This window comes from Aquabacter spiritensis, assembly GCF_004346185.1.
GTDB classification, from domain to species: Bacteria; Pseudomonadota; Alphaproteobacteria; order Rhizobiales; family Xanthobacteraceae; genus Aquabacter; species Aquabacter spiritensis.
Genome location: NZ_SMAI01000001.1, coordinates 300,180 through 316,860, shown reverse-complemented (window position 1 = coordinate 316,860; position 16,681 = coordinate 300,180). Strand labels below are relative to the sequence as shown.

Genomic DNA, 16,681 nt, shown 5'->3' with positions numbered 1-16,681 from the left:
ATGCCGCGTTTATCGGATAAGAGCCTGCTCGCCATCGCCGCCGTCGTCGACGTCGCCGTCCATGCCCGGGGGGCGCCCGTCGCCGCGAAGGCATTGGCTGCGCGCCATAATTTGCCGCCTCGCCGGCTCGAACCGGTGCTGCAGGCGCTGGTCCATGCCGGCCTGTTGAAGGGTGTTCGCGGCCCGCGCGGGGGCTACGAGCTCGCCCGCGAGCGGCGCCGCGTCTCGGTGGCGGAGATCGTCCGTGTCGTCGAAGGTGCGGAGGAGGAAAAGGAGATCGTCCTTCCCCCTCTCGTGACCGAAGTGGTGCAGCCGGCCGTGGCGCGCGCGGAGGACACCTTCGATGCCGCTTTGGACAAGGTGACCCTGGAGGACCTGTGCCGCGCCGCCGATTCCAAGGGGCACGGCTCGGAACACGACCGCATCGATTTCATCATTTGATCCGATGGCGGGCGGCTGGCCCGCCCACGAACAATGGCAAGGGAGTGCCGTCCATGGCGGAAGTCTCGCATCGGCCCGGTCGCGGGCGGGTTTATGAATCCATCACCCAGACCATTGGCGATACGCCGCTCGTGCGCCTCAAGCGTCTGCCGGCGCTGCGCAACGTCAAGGCCGACATTCTCGCCAAGCTCGAATTCTTCAATCCGATCGCCAGCGTGAAGGACCGCATCGGCGTCGCCATGGTCGATGCCATGGAGGAAGCCGGGGTCCTGCACGAGGACACTGTGCTGGTCGAACCGACCTCGGGCAATACCGGCATCGCGCTCGCCTTCGTCGCCGCGGCACGCGGGCTGCGGCTGATCCTGGTCATGCCGGAATCGATGTCGGTCGAGCGGCGCAAGATGCTGGCTCTGCTCGGCGCGGAACTGGTTCTCACCCCCGCGGCGCAGGGCATGAAAGGCGCGGTCGCGCGCGCCGAGGAATTGCTGCGCGACCTGCCCAAAGCGGTGATGCCGCAGCAGTTCAAGAACAAGGCAAACCCCGCCATCCACCGCAAAACGACCGCGGAGGAGATTTGGAACGACACCAATGGTGCGGTCGATCTGGTCGTGTCCGGGGTCGGCACCGGGGGCACCATCACCGGAATCGGCCAGGTGCTGAAGCCGCGCAAGCCCGGTTTGCGCATGGTCGCCGTGGAGCCGGAGGACAGCCCGGTCCTGTCGGGCGGCCAGCCGGGCCCGCACAAGATCCAGGGCATCGGCGCCGGCTTCGTGCCCGACGTGCTCGATCGCGCGGTGATCGACGAAGTCATGACGGTGGGCAACCAGACCGCCTTCGACACGGCCCGCGCGCTGGCCCGCTACGAAGGGATTCCGGGCGGCATTTCCTCCGGTGCGGCGGTGGCGGCGGCGCTGGAGATCGGCGGCCGGGCCGACATGGCCGGAAAGACCATCGTCGTCATCGTGCCCTCCTTTGCCGAACGCTACCTCTCGACGGCCTTGTTCGAGGGGCTCTGAGGCCGAAGCGGGCCGTCGCTTCGGCCCCCTCGCGGCACCTCAGTCGGGAAATCGCTCGACATGGGTTTCGGCGGTGCGCCCGATATAAAGGGCGCGCCGGCCGGGGAACGAGACCAGATAGCCCGTACAGCCCGCGGCTGTGACGGTGTTGCAGAATCCGCGATAGGTGTAGCCCGGCACGCCGCATTGCGCGTCCTTGATGGCGGCGGCGATCCGGGCGGCGTCGAAGGTGGCGGCGACCGGGGCCTCGATCGGTTGCATCGGCAGGTCCAACGTGTCGCCATCCGGCAGATAATAGGTCGCGCGCGCCTGCCGAAAGTCGACCGCATAGGCTTCAAAGCCGGTCTCCATCAGCGTTCCGACGATCTGCGGAAAGCTCATCGCACCGGTCTCGGCGCCCGCGGGGCACGTTCTGGCGGCTGCAATCTGTCGATCGTCCATCTGTCTTCTCCAGGGTGTTCGGATTACGCGATCGGCAGCGCCGTGATGCGGCGGTGCGCGACGATCTGTTTGAGACTCTGTTCCAAGACGTCCCGCTCAGCGGGGAGGAGGTGGCCGAACGTCTCCGCATCATTCTGGTCGGCCAGTTTCGCGAGGTCCGGCACCAAGGCAGTGCCCCGGTCCGTCAAGGCCAGGGTCTGCGCACGGCCGTCCTGCGGGTCTGCGGTGCGCCGCACCAGCGCTTTGCCGATCAGTCGATCGGCAAGCTTGGTGATCGCCCCGCGCGTCATCCCCATCTCGTCTGCGAGCCGGCTCGGCGACATCGGGTCCTTGCCATAGAGCGTGCGCATCACCGTCCATTCGGCGACGGTGACGCCTTTTTCGGCGATCTTCGCAGCGAAGGCATGGGAGACATGATTGGAGACTGTGCGCAGCCAAAAGCCGAGATGGGTCGTGAGGTCCGAGACGGGAGGGGGAGGTGGCATAGAGGCTCCTGATTTACTAGGAAACTAAATACAGATAGTTTCCATGTCAACTATCTTGGCGGCACAATAGCCACCCCTCACGTGCGCGTGCGGGAATGCGTGCCGTCAGACCCGCTGTTCGGAGGACTCGCCCGCCACCGGCGTAATTGCCACGGATTCGCCGCAGCCGCAGGACGAGGTCTGGTTCGGATTGTTGAACACGAACTGCGCCGAGAGCCGGTCCGTCTTGAAATCCATCTCGGTGCCGAGCAGGAACATCACGGCCTTCGGATCGACGATGACCTTCACGCCCTTGTCTTCCACGACATCGTCCCGCGGGCCGATCTCGGTGGCATAGTCCATCGTATAGGCCATGCCGGCACAGCCGCCATTCTTGACCCCGACGCGCACGGCGGCCGGGGGCGGGTCGGTTCGGGACATGATCTCGCGAAGGCGCGCGGCGGCGGCATCGGTAATGCGCATGACCTGCGGGCGGGGGCGCGGCGTGGCGTTCATCGACAAAACTCCTGACCGCGCCGGTTCAAGGCCGGCGGATCGACGCCCTAAAGATGGGGCATGCCACGGCCCGGGGCAAGGGCACCGAAACGCAGGGATGCAACCGGATGGTCGGCGCGGCGTTCAGCTCGGCAATGGAAGGCACGCCATGACCAAGGTGGACAGAAAGTCGCTTGATGACGGCCATGGGGGGCGCGGCGACCTTACCGCGAAGGAGGATGAGGTCGTCGAGGAGCATCTCAATCTGCGGCCGCGCGCCGTCTACGAGGTGATCCGGCGGGAGGGTGTCGACGAATTGCGCCGGCCAGTCTTGAGCCTGTGGTGGTCGGGGCTCGCGGCGGGCCTCTCCATCGGCTTTTCGGTGATCGGGGAGGGTGCCCTTCACGCCCACCTGCCGGATACGGAATGGCGCGGATTGGTGGAGAGCCTGGGTTATTCGATCGGTTTCATGATTGTGATCCTTGGCCGCTACCAGCTCTTCACCGAAATCACCCTTACCGCCGTCCTGCCGGTTCTGGCGGAACCCTCGCGTCGGAGCTGGCTCGCGCTGCTGCGCATCTGGGGCGTGGTGCTGGCGGCGAACCTGGTCGGCACCGCCTTCTTCGGAGCGGCGCTCGCCTCCGGACTTTTCCTGCCGCAGACCCATCAGGAGGGGATCCTCGCAATTTCCCGCCATCTGGCCGATCTCACGCCGGGGGATGCGTTTTGGCGTGGCATTCTCGGGGGCTGGCTGGTGGCGACGGTGGTCTGGCTGCTGCCGAGTGCGGAAAATTCGCGATTCGCGGTGATTCTGGTGCTGACGTCGCTCATCTCGGCGCTGGAATTGTCCCACGTCATTTCCGGATCGGTCGAAGTGTTTCTTCTGCTGATGCGCGGCGAGATAGGCTTCGGCACGGCTTTCGGGGTCATTCTCCTGCCGCTGCTGGCCGGCAACGTCATCGGCGGCTCGGCCCTGTTCGCGCTGCTCGCTTACGGACAGGTCAAGAAGGAGATGGAACAGGAAGTGCCCGAAGCGGCAGGTCGCGCGCGCTGACTCTGCTGCTCTCGGAGCGCGTCAGCCGCGCCGGGGGACGAAGACGGTGCTCTCGAAATCGATCACCAAATCGCCGTGCTGGTTGACGCCGCTATTATAGGCCGTGAGGAGGCCCCAGCCCGGCCGGCTCTTGGACGGCGACTTGGCGCGCACCTCTGTGGCATAGGTGAGCGTATCGCCAGCATAGACCGGCTTCAGCCAGCGCAGATTGCGGAAGCCGGGGGAGGGACCCAGCGGCACGGCGGGCTCGCCGCGCCCGGCCCGCGCTTTGGCATCGTGCGTGCGATCCGCCACAAAGCACTTCATCCACATCGCGGCGGTATGCCAGCCGGAGGCGACGAGGCTGCCGAAATGCGTCCGGCTCGCCGCCTCGTCGTCGAGATGAAACGGCTGGGGATCGTATTTCTGTGCGAAGGCGATGATTTCCTCGCGGGTGAAGGTGTGGCTGCCGAGGGTGCGGCGGGCGCCCACCTCGATCTCCTCGAAATGGCTCATGCGAGGCGAGCTCCCGGATTCCGCCGCGCAAACAGCACGACGATGCTCTGCTCCATGGCGACCTCTCCGGTCGCTTTCAGCAGTTCCAGTTTCAGGGTGACGAGGCCCAGATCGGGCTTGGTCTTCGAGGTACGGCTCTCGACGACGGTCCGGCGCAGCGAGAGCACGTCGCCCGGGCGGACTGGTGCCAGCCATTTCGTTTCGCTGACGCCCGGCGAGCCGCGGCCGGCCGCCTGAAGAAGGAAGCCGTCGCACATCAGGCGCTGCGCGATCGCACAAGCGTGCCAGCCGGACGCGGCGAGACCACCGAGCAAAGACGCCGCGCCCGCCTCCGGGTCGAGATGCATCGGCTGGGGATCGAATTCGCGCGCGAAAGCGAGGATCTCCGCCTCGGTGACCGCATAAGCACCATAGGTTTTCACCGCGCCTTCGACGAAGTCCTCGAAGAAGATGTCAGACACGCGGCGCCTCCCCGTTTCCCGTCGGCTCGCGCCGAGTGGCCCCGGCCGGCAGCGGTCGGGGATCATCCGTCATGCCGGGCGATGCGGTCAAATGCGCCGCCCGGTCAATTGGCAAAGCGGAAGTGCAGCACGTCGCCGTCCTGCACCACATATTCCTTGCCTTCGAGCCGGAGCCGCCCAGCCTCGCGTGCACCGGCTTCGCCCTTGTGGCGGACATAATCCTCGAAGGCGATGGTTTCCGAGCGGATGAAGCCCTTTTCGAAATCCGAATGGATCACACCCGCGGCCTGCGGCGCCCGCGTCCCGCGGGTGATGGTCCAGGCGCGCGCCTCCTTGGGACCGACGGTGAAATAGGTGACGAGGTGCAGCAGTTCGTAGCCGGCGCGGATCACCCGGTTGAGGCCCGGCTCGTCGAGACCGATCGCGTCGAGATAATCCTTCTGCTCGGCGGGCGGGAGAACGGCGATCTCGCTCTCGATCTTGGCCGACACGACGACCGCCTTGGCGCCCTCCGCGGCGGCGCGGGCGAACACCGCGGCCGACAAGCCGTTGCCGTCCTGCGCCGAGGCTTCCTCGACGTTGCAGACATACAGCACCGGCTTCGCAGTCATCAGCCCCAGCATGCCGAAGGCGCGCTCCTCGTCGGGCTTGCGCGCGACCAGCCGGGCGGGCTTTCCCTCGCGCAGCAGGACCAGAGCGCGCTGCATGAGGTCGAGGCTTTCCTTCGCCTCCTTGTCGCCGCCCTTGACCTTCTTCTCCAGACTTGCGGCGCGCTTTTCGAGGCTTTCGAGGTCGGCCAGCATCAACTCGGTCTCGATGGTCTCGATGTCGTCCACCGGCGAGATCTTGCCCTCGACATGGGTCACGTCGCCATCCTCGAAGCAGCGCACCACATGGGCGATGGCGTCGCATTCGCGGATATTGGCGAGGAACTGGTTGCCGAGCCCTTCGCCCTTCGAGGCGCCGCGCACCAGGCCGGCAATGTCCACGAAGGTCAGGCGGGTCGGGATGATCTGCCCCGATGCGGCGATCGCGGCGAGCGCGTCGAGGCGCGGATCCGGCACCGCAACCTCGCCGACATTCGGCTCGATGGTGCAAAACGGATAGTTCGCCGCCTGTGCCGCGGCAGTCTGGGTGAGGGCGTTGAAGAGGGTCGACTTGCCCACGTTGGGGAGGCCGACAATGCCGCATTTGAAGCCCATTTCGAGCGATCTTTCTCAGCGATCTTTCAGGGAGGTGAAGACGGTTTCGATATCCGTCACGAAGGGATTGACGACCAGGGTGCGCTCCACCGCGAGGCCATCTTCGAGATCCTCGCTCACCAGCAACCGGCAATCGGCGGCCGCGGCTGCGGCGAAGGTGAGGCACTGGGCCCAGGAAAGGCCCAGCCGGTCCTCGATGCGGAACGCCCGGTCGAGCAGGTCGGACGTGCCGACGGAGCGGCAGGCGGGCAGGAGGTCGTGAACATAGTTGCGGACCAGGTCGCGCTGCACCGTGGGAAAACGGCGCCGTGCCAGGCCGTAGAGGTCGGTGAGCGTGGCCGGGCTCACCACGAGTTCCGCGTTGCGCCGGATCGAGCGCAGGCTATGGCGTGCCATCGCCCGCTTGCGCGCCTCCGCGCGGTCCTGGAGGTAGATCAGGATCGGAGCGTCCACGAAGCACCGCAAGTTCATCGGGATCCTCACGCTTCGGCAACAGTGCAGGCGGCGGCCCGTAGCCCCATCCGGGGCCGCCGAGCCAGCGGTCGAACGGGGCGAGGGGATCGGCATGACCGCCGAGCGCGCGGGACAGGTGCTCGGCGATGAACTTGGACAGGCTGATGCCTTCCCGCGCCGCAGCCACCCGGGCCCGCGCCAGCAGGTCTTCCGATACGGTGATGGTCACGTTCTTCATCGGCCAACCCTTTCCGTCAAGCGGGCTCAGCCGCCTCCGACCGGGCGGGGCGCGCCCAACCCCTGCGCCTCCAGGAACAGGTGCGCCTGATTCTGGAACGCCTCGGGTTTGCCTTCGGCGAGCAGGCCGGCATGATCCGCACAGGCGGTGCATACCCCCTCCACCCAGGGTCGCTCCGCTTTCGCGAAATCGCTCAGCACATAAGCATGGACCAAGGCCTTGTCGCCGGGATGACCGATCCCGAGCCGCACCCGCCAATACTCGTTTCCGCAGTGGGCGGTGAGCGAACGCAGGCCATTATGGCCGGCATTGCCGCCGCCCTTCTTCACGCGGACCTTGGCCGGCGGCAGATCGAGTTCGTCGTGGAAAACGACGACCTTCTCGAGCGGGATCTTGTAGAAGCGCATCGCCTCGGCAACCGCGCGTCCGCTCTCGTTCATGAAGGTTTCGGGCAGCAGCGCGAGCACCTTTTCGCCCGCGATCTCGCCCTCGCTCACCGCGCCCTGGAAGCGTCGCCGCCAGGGCGAGAAGCCATGGCGGCGGGCCAGAGCCTCGACCGCCATGAAGCCGATATTGTGCCGGTTTCCGGCATATTTCCCGCCGGGATTGCCGAGGCCTGCGAACAGCAGCACGGCGCTCTCCCGTAAGCGGACAGGATCAGGACTTGCCCGGGGTCGCGGCCGCGGCGGCGGCGGCGTCATCGGCCTCCGCGTCCTTCAGGCCGGACGGGGCGACCACGGTGGCGAGCGTGTCGTCGCCGTGCAGCTCCGATTCCACGCCTTCCGGCAGGGTCACTGCGGAGAGATGGACGCTGTCGCCGATTTCCAGGCCGGTCATGTCGACACTGATATGATCGGGAATGGATTCAGCCGGCGCGTCCAGCGAGACGGCGTGGTGCACGACGTTGAGCGTTCCGCCGCGCTTCAGACCGGGAGACTTCTCCTGGTTCACGAAATGCACGGGCACTTCGACCGTGACGCGGGCACCGCTCGAAACGCGCAGGAAGTCGACGTGCAGCGGCAGGTCCTTCACCGGGTCGAGCTGGTAGTCGCGGGGGATCACGCGGTGGCGCTTGCCTTCGACCTCGATCATGAAGAGCGTGGTGAGGAAGTGGCCGGCATAGATCGTGCGGGTGATTTCCTTGTGCTCGAGCGAGATCGTGATCGGATCCTGCTTCTCGCCGTAGATCACGGCGGGCACGCGTCCGGCGCGGCGCTCGGCACGGGCGGCCCCCTTGCCGGCCCGCGGGCGCGCCACAGCCTTCAGTTCCTTGATGGCAGTCATGGCACTCGTCCTAAATTCATGGGTTCTGGAATGACGAACGGCCGCCAGCGCGGCCGTTCGGCTTCGGCCGGCACGCCTCCAGGGGGGCGCATGCCGGGCGAAGGCGGGCTTATACCGGCCGAGGCCCGCAAATGCAATGATGGGGCCGTCGAACCTTGAGGGGAGCCGCTGAATATGGCGCACGAGACCACGATCTACGGCATCAAGACCTGCGACACGATGAAGAAAGCGCGGGCCTGGCTCACCGATCATGCCATCGCCTGTCGCTTCCACGATTACCGGACCGACGGCCTCACCCCGGAACGGCTCGGCACCTGGGTCGACGCGCTGGGCTGGGAGGTGCTTCTCAACCGGGCCGGCACCACCTTCCGCGCCCTTCCCGACGCCGAGAAGCAGGGGATCGACCGCGCGGCCGCCATCCGCCTCATGCTCGCACAACCGGCCATGATCAAGCGGCCGGTGCTGGATTTCGGCGGACGACTGATCGTCGGCTTCAAACCCGACGTATACAAAGAAGCGCTTTTGCAAGCGCGGCCTGCGCCGGCCGCGAATTGAACTTTCTGGCAGCCGAAGACTTTAACGCTGACGGCGTCGAACGAGGGGAGAGCCCGCGAAATGCACAGTCCGAACAGCATCGCACCGGTCCATGACCGCCGCGACGACCTCGTTGCGCGCTTCCGCACCGTGCGTGCGCACAGCGAGGAACTGGCGCGTCCGCTCGGTGCCGAGGACCAGACGGTGCAGTCGATGCCGGATTGCAGCCCGACCAAATGGCACCTCGCCCATGTCAGCTGGTTCTTCGAGACTTTCCTGCTGGTGCCGCATCTCGCCGGCTACGAGGTCCAGCACCCGCAATTCGCCTATCTCTTCAATTCCTATTACGAAGCCGCTGGCGCCCGGCACCCGCGCTTCGAGCGCGGCCTGGTGACCCGCCCGGGCGTCGCGGAGGTCGCCGCCTATCGCAGCCATGTCACGCAGTCGATGGAGCATCTGTTCGATGTCGCCGACGCGGATCTGTGGCCGACGATCGCCCCCCTTCTCGACATCGGCAATCATCACGAGCAGCAGCATCAGGAACTCATCCTGATGGATATTCTCAATCTCTTTTCCCGCAATCCGCTGCGCCCGGCTTATGCGCCCTATCGCGCCGGGCTGGCGCGGGCGGCGGGCGAGGCCCGTTTCTTCGACTATCCCGGCGGCATCGTCGACATCGGCCATGACGGCGCGGGCTTTGCTTATGATAATGAGAGCCCGCGCCATCAGGCCCTGCTGCGCCCATTCCGGATCGCGTCACGGCCGGTGTCGAACGGCGAATGGATGGATTTCATCGGCGACGGCGGCTATCGCCGCCCGGATCTCTGGCTCGCGGACGGCTGGGCGCGGGTGAAGTCCGGCGAGTTCGTGGCGCCGCTTTATTGGGAGGAGACCGGGCAGGGTTGGGAGGCGATGACCTTGTCCGGCCAGCACGCCGTCGATCGCGAGGCGCCGGTCTGCCACGTCTCCTATTACGAGGCCGATGCCTTCGCCCGGTGGGCGGGGAAGCGTCTGCCGACGGAAGCGGAATGGGAAGTCGCCGCGCGCGACTTGCCGGTGGCCGGCAATTTCGCGGGCTCGGGCTATTTGCGGCCGGTGGCCGGCGGCTCCGCCCCGGATCGGCCGGGTCAGATGTATGGCGACGTCTGGGAGTGGACGCAGAGCCCCTATAGCCCCTATCCCGGCTACAGGGCCGCCCCCGGCGCGATCGGCGAATATAACGGCAAGTTCATGGCCAGCCAGTTCGTGCTGCGCGGCGGCTGCTGCGCGACGCCGGACGGTCATGTGCGCGCCACCTACCGCAATTTCTTCTATCCGCACCAGCGCTGGCCGTTCGCCGGCCTGCGTCTCGCCGAGGATGCGTGACCATGCCCTACAATCCGACCGCTCGTGACACCGCGGCCCCGGGCATCCCCGGCCCAGCCGAATTCCGGGCCGACGTCGTGGCGGGCCTCTCCGCGCCGCGAAAAACGCTGGCTGCGAAGTATTTCTACGACGCCGAGGGCTCGCGCCTGTTCGACCGGATCTGCGGGCTGCCGGAATATTATCCGACCCGCACGGAGCTCGATATTCTGCGCCGGGAGGCTGGTGCAATCGCGCACCGGGCCGGGAAAAACGCGCGGCTCGTGGAGTTCGGCGCGGGGTCCTTGGTCAAGGTTCGCATCCTGCTCGATGCGCTCGATCTACCGGCGGCCTATGTCCCCATCGACATTTCGGCCGACCACCTCATGGAGGCCGCGCAGGCCCTGGCACGCGACTATCCCGCGCTCGACGTCGTTCCGCTCGTCGGCGACTTCACGCGCCGGGTCGCCCTGCCGCAGATCGACGGTCAGCGGACAGTCGGATTCTTTCCGGGCTCCACGATCGGCAACTTCACCCCGTCCGAGGCCCGCCGCTTTCTCGTCGAGGCGCGGCTGACGCTCGGCACCGGCGCGCTGCTGGTGCTGGGCGTGGATTTGAAGAAGGACGTGCGGAGGCTGGAGGCGGCCTATGACGATGCCGAAGGGGTGACCGCCGCCTTCAACCTCAATCTGCTGGCGAGGATCAACCGCGAGCTGGACGGAAATTTCGATCTCGACCGCTTCGCCCACGCCGCGCTCTTCAACGAAGAGGAAAGCCGGATCGAGATGCACCTCGTCAGCCGCGCCGACCAGATCGTGCGCGCCGCGGACCGCACCTTCCGCTTCGCCGCCGGAGAGACGATCCACACCGAGAACTCGTACAAATATGCGAGCGAAGACGTCGCCGAACTCGCCCGCGCGGCGGGATGGCACACCGAACAGGTCTGGACCGACGCCCAGACCCTGTTCGGGGTGTTTCTCCTGTCGGCCTGAGCGATCAGACGGCCAGGCTGCCGTTCGGGATGTCCGTGACGAGCATGTAGCCGGGCGCGTGGGTGATGCAGAAATCCGGGCGCACGCTTGCGATCACCGATTGCGGCGTGACTCCGCAGGCCCAAAAGACCGGGACTTCGCCCGGCCGAATTTCCACCGGGTCGCCGTAATCCGGCGCCGCAATGTCCGCGATGCCGATCGCAGCGGGATCTCCGACATGGATCGGAGCGCCGTGAACCGAGGGAAAGCGCGACGTCACCTGGATCGCGCGGACCAGGTCGGCGGGTGCGAGAGGCCGCATCGAGACCACCAGCGGACCGGAGAAGCAGCCGGCGGGGGTGGTCGGGATGCTCGTCCGGTACATCGGGACATTGCAGCCCTGGTCGATGTGACGGACCGGCACCCGCGCCGCCAGCAACGCCTCTTCGAAAGAGAACGAACACCCGATCAGAAATGCGACGAGATCGTCGCGCCAGAACGCGCTGACATCGGTGGGCTCGGAGACGAGCGTGCCGTTCTCCCAGATCCGATAGCGCGGCAGATCGGTGCGGATATCGAGATCGCGGCCGAGCGCCGGCATTTTGGGGTCGCCCGGCTCCGAGACCCCGATCAGCGGACAGGGCTTCGGATTGCGCTGGCAGAAAAGGAGGAAATCATAGGCGAGGGCGCGGGGAAGGACCGCCAGATTGCCCTGGACGAAGCCGGGGGCGACGTCTGCGGTCGGGGCGTCGAAGCCGCCCGAGCGGGCGGCCAGACGGGCCTCGTAAGGTGTGGAAGAGGCGGAAAGCATGATGTCGGGTCCGCCCTTCAGGCCACTTCCGGCAGGACGTCGACGGCATAGGAATGCCGCAGGATGCGGCCCATCACCGGATCTTCCAGTTCCATGGAGAACGCCGCCGCCGGGCGGATGCCGCCGATCGCGCTCACTGTGCCACAGATCATCCCGACCCCTTCGGGCAGAGCCGCGGCGCCGCCGGTGAAGCCGGCGATCAGTTCGGACGGCGGGCGCAGCGCCGCCAGCGGACCTTCCTGATAGAGCACGCGCGCGCCGTTCTCCTCGATGAAGGCGCGGATGATCAGCGCGTCCCAATGGTCGGCGACCTCGGAGAATTTCCAGGCGGTGGTGGCGATCGGCTTGGCACAGATCTGCTTGGACAGCGCGACGCTCTGGGTCTCGAGCCGCCGGTCGGTATGGTCGGAAGCGAGGCTCACATACATGTCGCCGCCGGCGCTGAACACGAAGGTTTCCACTTCGCCCGAGGTCTCGCCGCCGATCACCTGGATGCGATCGCCCTGGGTCATCAGGTTTTCCGCCGCGCGGTAATAAAGCGGCACCGCGCTCGGGCGCGGAACGCCGATCGCGAACAATTCCTCGATATGGTGCTCGATGGCGGCCATGTCGCGGCCGGCCCAGCCGGCGACCACCAGATCGGTGAGGGTGACGGCGAGCGGGGCGCCGCCGGCGACATCGAAAGACAGTTTCATGATGCGACCTGTGTCAGGGAGGGAGGCGCCTAGCTGAAGACGCGGGGGAGGAAGAGCACGAGGCTCGGAAAGACGGTGATCAGCACGAGCAGTGCCGCCATCGCCAGGACGAACGGCAGGCTGCCGACGATCACCGCGGTCATCGAGCCGCCTTTGCGCAGGCTCTGCACGACGAACAGGTTCAGCCCCACCGGCGGGGTGATCAAGGCGGCTTCCACCAGGATGATGATCAGAATGCCGAGCCAGATCGGGTCGTAGCCGAGCTGCAGCATGATGGGGGCGACGATGGGGATCGTCGTGATCATCATGGAGAGGGTCTCCATGAAGCAGCCGAGCACCAGATAAAACACGACGATCACCAGCAGCATCTGCAGCGGCGAGATGCCGAGACCCGAGATCGAGCTTGTAATGGCGTCGGTGATGCCGGTCGCCGCCATCACGAAATTGAGGAAGCTCGCGGCGAGGATGATCAGCATGATCATGGCGCTCGCCTTCATCGTGCCTTCCACGGCTTCGCGCAGCATGGACAAAGTCAGCCGGCCGAACCAGGCGGCGAGGATCAGCGCGCCGAGCACGCCGAGGGCCGCTGCCTCGGTCGGCGTGGCGAGGCCGGCATAGATCGACCCCACCACCAGCAGGAAGATGCCGAGCGGCGGCCCGAGATGGACCAGGCTGCGCATCCGCTCGCCCCAGGTGGCGCTGATTTTCTGGCCGCCCCAGGCCGGCCGGATCAGGCAGGCGACGATCACGGTGAGCATGAACAGGCCCGCCAGCAGCAGGCCCGGGACGATGCCCGCGAGATAGAGCTTCGGCACCGAGGCATTGGTGAGCACGCCGTAGATCACGAGATTGATCGAGGGCGGGATGAGAATGCCGAGCGTTCCGCCTGCCGCGAGGCTGCCGAGGAACAGCGGCTCGTTATAGCCGTAGCGCTTGATTTGCGGGATCGAGACCGTCCCGACGGTGGCGGCGGTCGCGACGCTGGAGCCGGAGGTCGCGGCAAACAGCGCCGAGGCGCCGATATTGGCGTGCATCAGCCCGCCGGGAAGCCAGGACAGCCAGAGGCTCATCGCGCCGTACATCCGCTCCGCGAAGCCCGCGCGCAGCAGGACTTCCCCGAGCAGGATGAAGAGCGGGATCGCGACCAGGAGAAACTCGTTGTTGGTGCTCCAGGCGAGCTCCCCGATGCCGCGGGTCAGCGGCAGGAAGGAATAGAGCGGATCGAGGATCAGTCCGAGCACGCCGAGCGCGGCGCCGACCGGGATCGAGAGGCCGATCAGCACCAGCAGGAGGATGAGGGTGGTGGCGACCATGTCAGGCTCCCCTGACCATGCGTTCGCCGGAGGCTGCCTCTTCCGCAGCCTCCTCCTGCGCCGACCGGACCCCGGCGAGGGCCTTGACGGTGGCGATGTCGCCGGTGACCAGCGCCACCGAGGCGCGCACCAGCATCAGCGCCAGGACCACGCACATGAAGACGAGGCCGAGATACCAGAGTCCCTGCGGCACCACGAGCGGGGTGGCGAGGGGCGTATTGGCACGCGAACCCTGCGCGACCGAAGCGGCGACCACGTCATAGGCGTAATAGGTGAGGAACCCCATGAAGGTGCCGAGCGCGACCAGAGCCAGCCAGTCCAGCACCGCCGAAACCCGCACCGGCAGATATTGGTAGATCACGTCCACCCGCACGTTCGCCCGCTGGAGCGCCGCGAAGGCGAGCGACCAGGTCGTCGAGATCGCAAAGGCGTAGCTCGACAATTCGTCGGCGCCGCCCACGGTCCAGCCGAGGAATTTGCGGGCGAGGACGTCGACGCAGACCACCAGCACGCTCGCGATGGTCAGGGCCCCGCCGACCCAGACCGCCGCGCGGGCGAGCGTCTCGGCGGCGCGCATCAAAGACGCCAGAAAGGGAAGGGAGGAAGGGGTCATGCGGGCGCTCCAAGAGGGTCTTGCCGCGGCGCAAGAGGCGGGTGCGCCCGGGCCTAAGCAGCCCGGGCGGTGTCCGTCTCCCGGCACGCTCACTTGGCTGCGGTGACGCCGAGTGTCTTGCCGACCGTGGCGTTGAAGTCGGCGACGCAGGCCGCCGAGCAGCGCGCGGCCCATTTGGGCAGGATCTGGTCCTGAAGCACCTTCTTCAGCATCGCCTTGTCGGCGTCGCTGGGCGTCACGAGAACCATCTTGCCCTTGACCTCGAACGGGCAGGCGGCGGCGCCGGTGTTGCAGTCATAGCCCTGCTGGGTCTGCTTGGCGGCGGCCGTCCAGATCTCGTTGACGAGGCCGTCGATATTGGTCTGCAGGAAGGTCTGGACCTTGGGGTCGAGCTTCTGCCAGGCCTTCTCGTTGACCGCGTGGATCTGCTGGTTCCAGTTGATCGGCAATGCGAGGAGATGGGTCGAGACCTCGTACCATTTGGCCGAATAGCCGGAGAGCGAGCCGGTGATGGCGCAGTCGACCACCTTGTTCTGAAGCGCCGGCACCACTTCGCCGAACGCCATGGTCACGCTCGATCCGCCGAACGCCTCGACGAACTCCGCCTGGGTCCGGCTCGACGTGCGCACCTTCTTGCCCTTCAGATCGGCGAGGCCCTTGATGTCGGCATTGCAGAACAGGACCTGCGCCGGATAGGTCGAGATGCCGAGCAGGCGGACGTTCGATCCGTCGCCATAGGTCTTGGCGAGCACCGGCTCGAACGCATCCGTCACCTCGCGGGCGGTCTTCACGTCGGGCGCGAGGCCGGCGAGGTCGATCGCTTCGTTGATCGGATTGTCGGAGGCGAAGTAGGACAGGGTGGCGGTGCCGAACTCGACCACGCCCTGCGACATCAGCCGCAGCAATTCCGGCCCTTTCAGGCCCATTTCGTTGAAGCCCTTGATCTCGGCCGTGACCTGACCGTTCGACTTCTCGGGGATCGTCTTGGTCCAGAACGGCTTTTCATAGTCCTGATAGGCGGTCAGGTTGCTGAGGCCGCCGACCACCTTCAGATTGGTCTTGGGGAGGTCCTGGGCGACGGCGCTGCCGGCGGCCAGCAAAGCGGTGGCGAGGATCAGATGTTTCATCGGGTCTTCCTTGTTGTCTCTGGGAGGGGTGGACGGGATGCCGTCAGGTCCAGACGGCGGGGGCTCGGGGGGTGGCGAGGAGGCAGTCCGGCCCGTCCGGCGTCACCAGCACCATTTCGCCGATGGCCGCGCCGCCCAGACCGGGGACGAACAGATTGGGATGAAGCTCGAACAGCATGCCGGGCGCGAGGGCGATGTCCGGCGGCGCCGCGGGCGGCGCGCCCTGGTCGAAATGCTGGCGGAAGGCCTCGGTGAGGAGCGGCTCCTCATAGGAGAAGCCGAGGCCGTGCCCGCTGCGGAACCGGCGCAGGCCGGGATGGGTGGCAAGGCCGCTGTCGGCCAGCGCGCCTTCGATCGCCGCCTCGATGCCGGCGAGCGGGGCGCCGGGGCGGATCGCGCCGAGGCCGGCGTCCAGCATCGCCGCGACATGGTCGGCCAGGGCGCGCTGCTCCGGCGTCATCGGGCCGATCGCCCCCATCCGGATGCCGTGGCCCCAATGCCCGTCCAGCGTCAGGGCGACGCCGAACAGAACCTGGTCGCCGGCCTGCGGGACCTGCTGCGTCTCCGCCGGCCAATAGCGGCAATAATCCGCCTGCGGGGCGATGGTGAGCCAGGTGCGGCACTGCTCGGCGCCGGACCGGCGGGCGAGGGTTTCGAGATCGAGCTGGATCTCCCAGGCCGGCCGGCGTGACAGCAGCGCGTCGCCGAGCCGGCCGAACAGAAGATCGCAGAGCGCCGCCGCGGCGCGGTGGTGCCGAAGCTCCGTCGCATCCTTGACGAGGCGGAGGCGGGCGGCCTCGTCATCCAAGGCGGCGTCGGCGTGCGGCGCGAACGTCGCATGAATCTGCGCCGGCATCTCGCCGAAGCCGATCGTGGCCGCGGGTCCCGGCAGGATCCCCGCGAGCGTCGACCGCCAGGCCTGCGGACGCACGTCGTGGAGGACGAGGTCGGATCGCTGCATGCGGGCGAGGGGCGCCATGAACGGGCTCGCCACGAACAGGTGCGCGGCCTGGTGCGTGATCGCGAGGAGCGCCGCGCTCTCGTGTCCGTCCCAGCCGGAGAGATACCGCAGGGCGCCGTGGGAGTGGCTGCCGGCGCCGAGCGCGCTGCCATGGCCGAAGGCGAGGACGCCATCGAAGCCGCGCGCGGCCGCCCGCGCCATGAGGGCGGCACGGCGGCGCGCAAAAATGTGGGGTCCGGTCGGCTCCGCGATCGGCATCGCGTCAGCCCGC

22 protein-coding genes are annotated in these 16,681 nt (G+C 67.0%); 6 read left to right on the top strand and 16 right to left on the bottom strand.

What is annotated here, in order from left to right; all coding sequences use genetic code 11:
- Together EDC64_RS01470 and cysK are read left to right on the top strand one after the other, a co-directional pair.
- Positions 1–441 carry an RrF2 family transcriptional regulator gene (locus EDC64_RS01470; protein ID WP_132028995.1) on the top strand — a complete coding sequence of 147 codons (441 nt, stop codon included), beginning with the start codon at positions 1–3 and terminating at the stop codon, positions 439–441.
- A 53-nt stretch (positions 442–494) separates the two neighbouring features.
- Positions 495–1,457, top strand: coding sequence for a cysteine synthase A (gene cysK / locus EDC64_RS01465; RefSeq protein ID WP_132028992.1), 963 nt, complete (start codon positions 495–497; stop codon positions 1,455–1,457).
- Positions 1,458–1,496: 39 nt separating this feature from the next.
- Here the strand turns inward: cysK and EDC64_RS01460 are convergent, their stop codons facing one another.
- From EDC64_RS01460 to EDC64_RS01450, 3 genes are all read right to left on the bottom strand, one after another.
- Positions 1,497–1,898: a DUF1398 family protein gene (locus EDC64_RS01460; protein ID WP_132028989.1), complete on the bottom strand. Its 402-nt coding sequence runs from the start codon at positions 1,896–1,898 to the stop codon at positions 1,497–1,499.
- Between the two features lie 23 nt (positions 1,899–1,921).
- Positions 1,922–2,383, bottom strand: coding sequence for a MarR family winged helix-turn-helix transcriptional regulator (locus tag EDC64_RS01455; RefSeq protein ID WP_132028986.1), 462 nt, complete (start codon positions 2,381–2,383; stop codon positions 1,922–1,924).
- 105 nt (positions 2,384–2,488) lie between these two features.
- A complete protein-coding gene (locus EDC64_RS01450) occupies positions 2,489–2,878 on the bottom strand; it encodes a HesB/IscA family protein (protein ID WP_132028983.1) in 390 nt (129 codons plus the stop codon).
- Between EDC64_RS01450 and EDC64_RS01445 the strand changes: the two genes are divergently transcribed.
- Positions 2,868–3,911, top strand: a complete 1,044-nt coding sequence (locus tag EDC64_RS01445; protein WP_165933602.1) for a formate/nitrite transporter family protein — start codon at positions 2,868–2,870, stop codon at positions 3,909–3,911. The genes EDC64_RS01450 and EDC64_RS01445 overlap by 11 nt on opposite strands.
- Positions 3,912–3,932: 21 nt before the next feature.
- On the opposite strand, the gene EDC64_RS01440 is transcribed toward EDC64_RS01445, so the two are convergent.
- The 7 genes from EDC64_RS01440 to EDC64_RS01415 all read right to left on the bottom strand — a co-directional run bounded on the left by EDC64_RS01440 (position 3,933) and on the right by EDC64_RS01415 (position 8,044).
- Positions 3,933–4,406 (bottom strand): MaoC family dehydratase, encoded by a 474-nt coding sequence (locus tag EDC64_RS01440; protein ID WP_132028977.1) that lies wholly within the window; start codon positions 4,404–4,406, stop codon positions 3,933–3,935.
- Entirely contained in the window at positions 4,403–4,867 is a 465-nt protein-coding gene (locus EDC64_RS01435; protein ID WP_245504480.1) for a MaoC family dehydratase, read from the bottom strand. The genes EDC64_RS01440 and EDC64_RS01435 overlap by 4 nt, the downstream gene beginning before the upstream one ends.
- 104 nt (positions 4,868–4,971) lie before the next feature.
- Positions 4,972–6,069 carry a redox-regulated ATPase YchF gene (gene ychF / locus EDC64_RS01430; RefSeq protein ID WP_132028971.1) on the bottom strand — a complete coding sequence of 366 codons (1,098 nt, stop codon included), beginning with the start codon at positions 6,067–6,069 and terminating at the stop codon, positions 4,972–4,974.
- Between the two features lie 15 nt (positions 6,070–6,084).
- Positions 6,085–6,465 (bottom strand): hypothetical protein, encoded by a 381-nt coding sequence (locus tag EDC64_RS01425; protein WP_338023377.1) that lies wholly within the window; start codon positions 6,463–6,465, stop codon positions 6,085–6,087.
- Entirely contained in the window at positions 6,452–6,760 is a 309-nt protein-coding gene (locus EDC64_RS23405; protein ID WP_165933600.1) for a hypothetical protein, read from the bottom strand. The genes EDC64_RS01425 and EDC64_RS23405 overlap by 14 nt, the downstream gene beginning before the upstream one ends.
- A gap of 26 nt (positions 6,761–6,786) precedes the next feature.
- Positions 6,787–7,392 carry an aminoacyl-tRNA hydrolase gene (pth, locus tag EDC64_RS01420; protein ID WP_132028965.1) on the bottom strand — a complete coding sequence of 202 codons (606 nt, stop codon included), beginning with the start codon at positions 7,390–7,392 and terminating at the stop codon, positions 6,787–6,789.
- A gap of 25 nt (positions 7,393–7,417) precedes the next feature.
- Positions 7,418–8,044, bottom strand: a complete 627-nt coding sequence (locus tag EDC64_RS01415) for a 50S ribosomal protein L25/general stress protein Ctc (RefSeq protein ID WP_132028963.1) — start codon at positions 8,042–8,044, stop codon at positions 7,418–7,420.
- Between the two features lie 174 nt (positions 8,045–8,218).
- Here EDC64_RS01415 and EDC64_RS01410 point away from each other — a divergent pair, with 174 nt between their 5' ends.
- The 3 genes from EDC64_RS01410 to egtD are packed head-to-tail and all read left to right on the top strand — an operon-like array spanning position 8,219 to position 10,911.
- Positions 8,219–8,599, top strand: a complete 381-nt coding sequence (locus EDC64_RS01410; protein WP_132028960.1) for an ArsC family reductase — start codon at positions 8,219–8,221, stop codon at positions 8,597–8,599.
- Between the two features lie 60 nt (positions 8,600–8,659).
- A complete protein-coding gene (gene egtB / locus EDC64_RS01405) occupies positions 8,660–9,943 on the top strand; it encodes an ergothioneine biosynthesis protein EgtB (protein ID WP_132028957.1) in 1,284 nt (427 codons plus the stop codon).
- A gap of 2 nt (positions 9,944–9,945) precedes the next feature.
- The gene (gene egtD, locus EDC64_RS01400; RefSeq protein ID WP_132028954.1) at positions 9,946–10,911 is read left to right on the top strand and encodes an L-histidine N(alpha)-methyltransferase; all 966 of its coding nucleotides are present in this window, start codon (positions 9,946–9,948) and stop codon (positions 10,909–10,911) included.
- 4 nt (positions 10,912–10,915) lie between these two features.
- Here the strand turns inward: egtD and EDC64_RS01395 are convergent, their stop codons facing one another.
- The 6 genes from EDC64_RS01395 to EDC64_RS01370 all read right to left on the bottom strand — a co-directional run bounded on the left by EDC64_RS01395 (position 10,916) and on the right by EDC64_RS01370 (position 16,668).
- A complete protein-coding gene (locus EDC64_RS01395) occupies positions 10,916–11,701 on the bottom strand; it encodes a putative hydro-lyase (protein ID WP_132028951.1) in 786 nt (261 codons plus the stop codon).
- 17 nt (positions 11,702–11,718) lie between these two features.
- Positions 11,719–12,396 (bottom strand): DUF2848 domain-containing protein, encoded by a 678-nt coding sequence (locus tag EDC64_RS01390; protein ID WP_132028948.1) that lies wholly within the window; start codon positions 12,394–12,396, stop codon positions 11,719–11,721.
- Positions 12,397–12,425: 29 nt separating this feature from the next.
- The gene (locus EDC64_RS01385; protein WP_132028945.1) at positions 12,426–13,709 is read right to left on the bottom strand and encodes a TRAP transporter large permease; all 1,284 of its coding nucleotides are present in this window, start codon (positions 13,707–13,709) and stop codon (positions 12,426–12,428) included.
- A gap of 1 nt (position 13,710) precedes the next feature.
- On the bottom strand, positions 13,711–14,322 hold the full coding sequence (locus tag EDC64_RS01380; RefSeq protein ID WP_132028942.1) for a TRAP transporter small permease subunit: 612 nt from the start codon (positions 14,320–14,322) through the stop codon (positions 13,711–13,713).
- A gap of 89 nt (positions 14,323–14,411) precedes the next feature.
- A complete protein-coding gene (locus EDC64_RS01375; RefSeq protein ID WP_132028939.1) occupies positions 14,412–15,449 on the bottom strand; it encodes a TRAP transporter substrate-binding protein in 1,038 nt (345 codons plus the stop codon).
- A 43-nt stretch (positions 15,450–15,492) separates the two neighbouring features.
- Positions 15,493–16,668 carry a M24 family metallopeptidase gene (locus EDC64_RS01370; RefSeq protein ID WP_165933599.1) on the bottom strand — a complete coding sequence of 392 codons (1,176 nt, stop codon included), beginning with the start codon at positions 16,666–16,668 and terminating at the stop codon, positions 15,493–15,495.
- Positions 16,669–16,681: the final 13 nt, after the last annotated feature.

Coding starts and splice junctions, on each gene's coding strand:
- EDC64_RS01415 (WP_132028963.1), bottom strand. CDS start 8,044: ATGACTGCCATCAAGGAACTGAAGGCTGTGGCGCGCCCGCGGGCCGGC.
- EDC64_RS01455 (WP_132028986.1), bottom strand. CDS start 2,383: ATGCCACCTCCCCCTCCCGTCTCGGACCTCACGACCCATCTCGGCTTT.
- EDC64_RS23405 (WP_165933600.1), bottom strand. CDS start 6,760: ATGAAGAACGTGACCATCACCGTATCGGAAGACCTGCTGGCGCGGGCC.
- EDC64_RS01460 (WP_132028989.1), bottom strand. CDS start 1,898: ATGGACGATCGACAGATTGCAGCCGCCAGAACGTGCCCCGCGGGCGCC.
- EDC64_RS01440 (WP_132028977.1), bottom strand. CDS start 4,406: ATGAGCCATTTCGAGGAGATCGAGGTGGGCGCCCGCCGCACCCTCGGC.
- EDC64_RS01395 (WP_132028951.1), bottom strand. CDS start 11,701: ATGCTTTCCGCCTCTTCCACACCTTACGAGGCCCGTCTGGCCGCCCGC.
- cysK (WP_132028992.1), top strand. CDS start 495: ATGGCGGAAGTCTCGCATCGGCCCGGTCGCGGGCGGGTTTATGAATCC.
- EDC64_RS01385 (WP_132028945.1), bottom strand. CDS start 13,709: ATGGTCGCCACCACCCTCATCCTCCTGCTGGTGCTGATCGGCCTCTCG.
- EDC64_RS01390 (WP_132028948.1), bottom strand. CDS start 12,396: ATGAAACTGTCTTTCGATGTCGCCGGCGGCGCCCCGCTCGCCGTCACC.
- EDC64_RS01380 (WP_132028942.1), bottom strand. CDS start 14,322: ATGACCCCTTCCTCCCTTCCCTTTCTGGCGTCTTTGATGCGCGCCGCC.
- egtD (WP_132028954.1), top strand. CDS start 9,946: ATGCCCTACAATCCGACCGCTCGTGACACCGCGGCCCCGGGCATCCCC.
- ychF (WP_132028971.1), bottom strand. CDS start 6,069: ATGGGCTTCAAATGCGGCATTGTCGGCCTCCCCAACGTGGGCAAGTCG.
- EDC64_RS01410 (WP_132028960.1), top strand. CDS start 8,219: ATGGCGCACGAGACCACGATCTACGGCATCAAGACCTGCGACACGATG.
- EDC64_RS01450 (WP_132028983.1), bottom strand. CDS start 2,878: ATGAACGCCACGCCGCGCCCCCGCCCGCAGGTCATGCGCATTACCGAT.
- EDC64_RS01470 (WP_132028995.1), top strand. CDS start 1: ATGCCGCGTTTATCGGATAAGAGCCTGCTCGCCATCGCCGCCGTCGTC.
- egtB (WP_132028957.1), top strand. CDS start 8,660: ATGCACAGTCCGAACAGCATCGCACCGGTCCATGACCGCCGCGACGAC.
- EDC64_RS01370 (WP_165933599.1), bottom strand. CDS start 16,668: ATGCCGATCGCGGAGCCGACCGGACCCCACATTTTTGCGCGCCGCCGT.
- EDC64_RS01425 (WP_338023377.1), bottom strand. CDS start 6,465: ATGGCACGCCATAGCCTGCGCTCGATCCGGCGCAACGCGGAACTCGTG.
- EDC64_RS01375 (WP_132028939.1), bottom strand. CDS start 15,449: ATGAAACATCTGATCCTCGCCACCGCTTTGCTGGCCGCCGGCAGCGCC.